Source organism: Peribacillus sp. NPDC006672 (genome assembly GCF_050274955.1).
Lineage (GTDB): Bacteria > Bacillota > Bacilli > Bacillales > DSM-1321 > Peribacillus.
Genome location: NZ_JBNNOR010000037.1, coordinates 1 through 5,664 on the forward strand (window position 1 = coordinate 1; position 5,664 = coordinate 5,664).

6 protein-coding genes are annotated in these 5,664 nt (G+C 32.9%); 1 reads left to right on the forward strand and 5 read right to left on the reverse strand.

The features are described from left to right. Positions 1-318: 318 nt before the first annotated feature. The 5 genes from ACQKKK_RS26145 to ACQKKK_RS26165 all read right to left on the reverse strand — a co-directional run bounded on the left by ACQKKK_RS26145 (position 319) and on the right by ACQKKK_RS26165 (position 4,146). Positions 319-1,137, reverse strand: a complete 819-nt coding sequence (locus ACQKKK_RS26145; RefSeq protein ID WP_427620007.1) for a DUF4097 family beta strand repeat-containing protein — start codon at positions 1,135-1,137, stop codon at positions 319-321. 170 nt (positions 1,138-1,307) lie between these two features. After that, positions 1,308-1,685 carry a MarR family winged helix-turn-helix transcriptional regulator gene (locus ACQKKK_RS26150; RefSeq protein WP_427620008.1) on the reverse strand — a complete coding sequence of 126 codons (378 nt, stop codon included), beginning with the start codon at positions 1,683-1,685 and terminating at the stop codon, positions 1,308-1,310. Positions 1,686-2,437: 752 nt separating this feature from the next. Beyond that, positions 2,438-2,920 (reverse strand): DinB family protein, encoded by a 483-nt coding sequence (locus ACQKKK_RS26155; protein WP_427620009.1) that lies wholly within the window; start codon positions 2,918-2,920, stop codon positions 2,438-2,440. A 565-nt stretch (positions 2,921-3,485) separates the two neighbouring features. Next, complete coding sequence (locus ACQKKK_RS26160; RefSeq protein ID WP_427620010.1) at positions 3,486-3,620, reverse strand: hypothetical protein; 135 nt, start codon at positions 3,618-3,620, stop codon at positions 3,486-3,488. Positions 3,621-3,930: 310 nt separating this feature from the next. Further along, positions 3,931-4,146, reverse strand: a complete 216-nt coding sequence (locus ACQKKK_RS26165) for a hypothetical protein (protein ID WP_427620011.1) — start codon at positions 4,144-4,146, stop codon at positions 3,931-3,933. 442 nt (positions 4,147-4,588) lie between these two features. Between ACQKKK_RS26165 and ACQKKK_RS26170 the strand changes: the two genes are divergently transcribed. Beyond that, entirely contained in the window at positions 4,589-5,305 is a 717-nt protein-coding gene (locus ACQKKK_RS26170) for a 3-ketoacyl-ACP reductase (RefSeq protein WP_427620012.1), read from the forward strand. Positions 5,306-5,664 lie beyond the last annotated feature (359 nt).

Genomic DNA, 5,664 nt, shown 5'->3' on the forward strand with positions numbered 1-5,664 from the left:
TACCTTGCGCTTCCTTAGTGGTTGGTCGATGTGTACCCCCACAGTGGACTTTCACCACCTAGATAGTTGCCATGCCTGGCACACTAAGAAAAAGCTGCCTTAAAGACAGCTCCGATCTTCAGCTAACGCACCCGTTAGTTCATTAAGAAGTAGGAATTTACTAATTCCTACTTCTTTTTTAAAGGGAGTAGATAGTCATTAACCACTTTAAATAATTCCCCGTTCTTGGAGAAAATTGCACTTCCGTTTGGTATTGCATATGCCTTTCGTTCATTTGATATTATTGAGATGGTCAATGAATGTACATATTGTATGGTCTTAATTAATCTTTATATTACCTACTGTAACAGATATATTTAATTCCTTATTCCCTTTGGAACGATTAGTGATTTTCTGCCCTGCGCCTCGTTTTGTTATATTATCGCTTGATAATTTATTATGTTCAGAAATTATCCTTCCATTACTGGATGAAATATTAAATCCTATATCATTAAGATCTAATTCATTAGGAAGTGTTATCTTTGCACTGCCGTTTGAGAGTTTAATGTTGTTTTTGCCCTTAATATCAGAAAGTAGTAAGCTATTTAGGTTACCAGTTTGGTTCTTTATTTTGACTTCTCCATCAACTGTTCCTAATTTTATAGAACCATTCTTTGCCTCTATATTTACGGATTCCCCTTTAAAAGAATCTACATTAATATTACCTACATTTGAACTAAGAGATAATCGGTTTACTTCACTTAAATCTTTAACGTCAATGTTTCCGTTTTGGGTTTTAATTTGAACATGTTCTAATAATTTTGCTGGAATGTTCAGTATCAATTTTCCTCTTCTTACGTTACCAGGTAAAATGTACATCCACTTATTTGGAAGAGCCTTCACTTTAATAATGGCTTGATCTTTGTTATAAACTATATCTATTTTAGGGTTTCCTAAAAATGATTTCTGACCTGAATATTCTATATTCATATTTGAATCACCTTTAACAAGGACAATATTAGAAACGTCAGAATCAACAATAATCTTTTCTACGTTTTTTAAGTCACTCTTATACTCGAAATTTTTTTTACTAAGTGCAACAAAAACTCCAGTTATTATCAAAGTTAGAACCCCCATCATAAATAGTTTTCTTTTCATATTTTTCTCCTCTTTTCTAGAAATAATAGTAATTCTCTGTTTCCTCCCAACGAAATATATTTTAGTTATTAAAATATTTATTTACTATAATATATAATGACTGATATTTATTGTCAATTTCTCCATAAAATAAAAAAAAAACAGATTTTATAATCTGTTTTTAGACATTATTAATATTCTATTTTTTCAAATAGTTTATTTATTTCTTCTAAAATACTTGATATTCTCTCTATCTTTTCCTTTGAGAATTTTGAAAATATCGCTTCGACCCTTTCTTCTCCTTTTCTAGTAAGTGCAACCCTTACAACTCTTCTATCGTCTTTAATCCTTATTCTTTCTATATAATTTAAGTCTTCAAGTTTATCGCACATATTCGTTGCTGCACCAGGCGTTAGCATAAATGCTTCTGAAATCTCAGTAATTTTCATATGTCTGTATAATTTAAGTCTTAGTAATAAAAGCACTAAATTTTCTGAGAGATTTTCATCATGAGTAAGTGTTTTCATAAAGTCTTTTGATTTATTTTGAATGTTAAACATTTCGGTCATTAGAATACGAACAGCATCGTCTGAGGACTTTTCTATCTTAATCACCCCTTAAATAATTTTAGTATGTAAAATATATTTATATTATAATTTATAATCGATAAATATTTTAAAAACTATATATATTTATTATACTAGTACAAGGAAAAATAATCTATTCATTAATGTATACGGAATCCTACCCCATCGCCATCAAGCTAAAGTGAATTTGTATCAACATAACGAAAAAAACGCTATTCTTGTAGAAAATATACAGGAGGATGGCGTTGCCACCTTCCTAACGAATATTCCACTTCATCATAATAATTATTTCCAAAATAAACATGTTTTCTTAATGAACTATCCTGCCCCTTTAGTTCCATAAGAAAAGGAGATGATGATCAGCTCCTGGTAATGAAGTAAAGCACCCGATAGTTTTTTTTGCCTTTATTACTTTGCCAGTTAAAGAAACTGATAGCTCCTCCAAGAATATACCCTATTATTGTAATAATGAAAACAGTCAGAAAAGTTATGGGTATCTTTGCAATAAAAATGATTATCCAGCCAATAAACATTACAGAAAGCTCCCATACATTATTCCAAAGCCTCTTAATAAATCTGTTCACTTTATTCATCTCCCAAATTAACACTCTTTTTACTATGTATTCATTTTGGTTTCGGTTAATTCTTGTGCAACTAAACTGCCCCTTTGAAAAAAGGATTGCCGCAGCAATCCATTCTAGCAAAAAGTTCCAATTAGCAGCTAAGTCAACTTCTCATGCATTCCCCTTCCAACTGTTTTGCAGTTTCCTAATATAAATAATTTGACCGATATGATATGCATTATGGGTAGTTGCATTTCCAAGAATTTGCCACCACTTAACTTTTTCAGGAAAACCTATAACATCACTTTCTATTTTTTCATTAGTTAATAACCCTTCCCACTTTAAAAGGACTTCTAATAAGATTTTTTTCAAATCGTTAAAGGACATATATTCAGGACTTAAAAAACTCCGATTATTATCTCCGTTTGAAGATACAGCGTCTACGTTGGATTTTTCGTACCTGTTTTGCCAAGTTTGATTCCAATAAATCAGATGTTGTACAATTTCAGCTATACTGTTACTGTCTTTGCTTGGCTTCCATAAAGCCTGTTCTTCCGTCAAATTTTCAACTGATTCTGAAAATGGCTTGTACCAACTAGGGGCATTAGCATTCGCTAAGAACTGGTCAGAAATAATATCTTTTACGTTGGTCATTCTATTCACTCCTCAATTCTAATTAGAATATAGATCCCTAAATTAAGTACAACAGCCATCCTCCCTAATGTTAAAATGATTTTCCTACTCATTTAGTTTCGAGACAACCACCACAAAAACCTTTTACTTGTTCAACTAACCTGCCCCGATAGTTCCATAAAGAAAGAGCTGCCATAATGACAGCTCTGATCTTCAACTAACGCACCCGTTAGTTTAAGTACAATCCTTCACAATCTTGCTAACCTGCCACTCTAACTAAACAATGAAAACAAACTACAATACAAATATCATTGAAGCCAAAACTAAAAATGGAAATAAAACTATTAGCAATATTGATACTCCTGTCTTCCAATTTTCCTTTATTTGAAGTAATTCCTTCTTAGCCTTTTCCTTATTTTTAAGCGACCATATAATAATTCCGACCCAATAAATTGCTAAAAATATATAACTTGAAGTATCCATAAAATCACCTTTTATAACAATTTTCTGTAATCACTGTTTAACTATCATTCTTTCACAAATCTTCTCCGTTTTTTCAAATTAAAGGATCGCACCCTATAGATAATTAACGAAGTGAATTAGTGGTCTTTTTTTTAAATCCTTTAATTGTTGTATAAATAGGATATAACAATAACAAACCTCCAAATACTAATATCCCATATTCTTCATTAGGAAGATATTTATCTAATAAATCATTCAAAAAGAGATCTCCTGTTATGATGAAAATTAGACCTGATGTGAAAAGTATTTAAAACGTGTTAAAAAAACTTTTCTTTTTAAATTTATTGTCCTTAAAACCATTTATTAAGCCTAAAACCACAGACAAAACAAGTAAATCAGTGATATTCATACATCTTAGCCTTCTTTTTTATTTTCAGCATAAGCGAAAAAAATTCTATTTCATATATGAAAATACTTCCTTCCTTATTAATCTAACCTGCCCCGTTAATTGAAAAAGAAAAAACGGCTTGCCTTAAGCACCCGACTCAAGTATCCGTTAGCGTTTTGTCTTATGAATTTGTGGTTAGTTTTAAATGTTTTTCCCCTATGATAGTGACATTTATATTCCATCTTGGGTGCATAACTAAGTGGTTATTTTCATCAAATTCGAAAACAATATGAATTTCATCATCTTCTTTAGTGAGAATTGCAATTCTTTTATATTCTTTATCTAAATACGGCTTTAAACTTTCAGGCATTTCAATTTCCCAATCAAAAAAGTTCACCTTTTCGCCTCCATAACATTACTTTAAAACGATAGCAACAGTGATTTACCGCCCATTTCGGAAATTTTATACGCTAAGAGGGGTACAGCCAACATTTTAACGAAAACATACGCTAAGACAATATTTGAAACATATAATAGCACCATTTAAAAAGGCTTGGATCTCTTTTTGTAGTGTATCTGACATGGACAGTAACTCCTTTTCGTACAGTAGTAACCGTTTGGTAACCTCCGCACAAAAAAGTGCGTTCTTCACAACAGAGAAAACTTTAGGTAGAATGAAGTTAGTCTTAAAGACAAATCATTTCCGAGTAAAACAGCGTAAATAATTATAACATCAGAACGGCTTTATCATACGTACCTTACTCAAGTATTAATTTTTTTAGTTTAATACACTTCGATTCGTCAATAATAAATCTATCTTATCTAAAGGAGCAAAAAACATGCAAACAATCACAGGGAAAGTGGCATTAATTACAGGAGCAGGGCGTGGTATTGGACGTGCAACAGCCATAGCTTTTGCGCAGGAAGGTATTCACGTAGGTCTTGTTGGACGTACGCTTGAAAATTTACAACAAGTTGCAGAGGTACTTAAACAGTATGACGTGAAGGTAGCAATCGCTGCAGCGAATGTAGCGGATTTAGATTCTATCACAGCAGCGGTTGAATCGATTCGTGGCGAGCTTGGTGCAATCGATATTTTAGTAAATAATGCCGGCATTTCAAAATTCGGTAACTTCATGGACTTAACGCCTGAAGAATGGACAAATATTATCGATGTAAACGTAAAAGGTGTGTACTACACAACACGTGCGGTATTACCAGAAATGATAGAGCGCAACACTGGCGACATCATTAATATCTCATCAACAGCTGGTCAAAAAGGTGCACCAATTACAAGTGCATACTCGGCTTCAAAAGCTGCAGTTATCGGACTAAGTGAGTCATTAATGCTTGAAGTGCGTAAGAAAAATATTCGTGTTACAACGTTAACGCCAAGTACGGTTGCAACAGATATGGCTGTTGAGCTAAACTTAACTGACGGTAATCCAGAAAAAGTGATGCAAGCAGAAGATTTAGCAGAATTGATGGTTGCACAGCTAAAACTTCATTCACGTGTTGTACTAAAACATGCAGGACTTTGGTCGACGAATCCTTAATAGAACTATTCGAAATATCAAGACGCTATCCGATGTATTTTGGATAGCGTTTTCCTTTTTTAGAATAAAAAGCTTAAATGGTGGTACTGCCAACCCGTCTATCACATGAACGGGCATCACGAGGAGCATTGGTATTAATGACATTTGTGTAGTAAGAAGAAAATTATAAAAAAAGTGTGTTTTTTGCAACCTATTACTCAATTAAATGGCCCGATTGTTGAACACAAGTTAAACAACACTCTTAAACTAACCTGCCTCGATAGTTCCAATCGAGTAGAGGGAAAATAAATGTATTATTTTCGCCCCTCTCACAACACCGTACGTACGGTTCGCGTATACGGCGTTTCAATTTATATCAC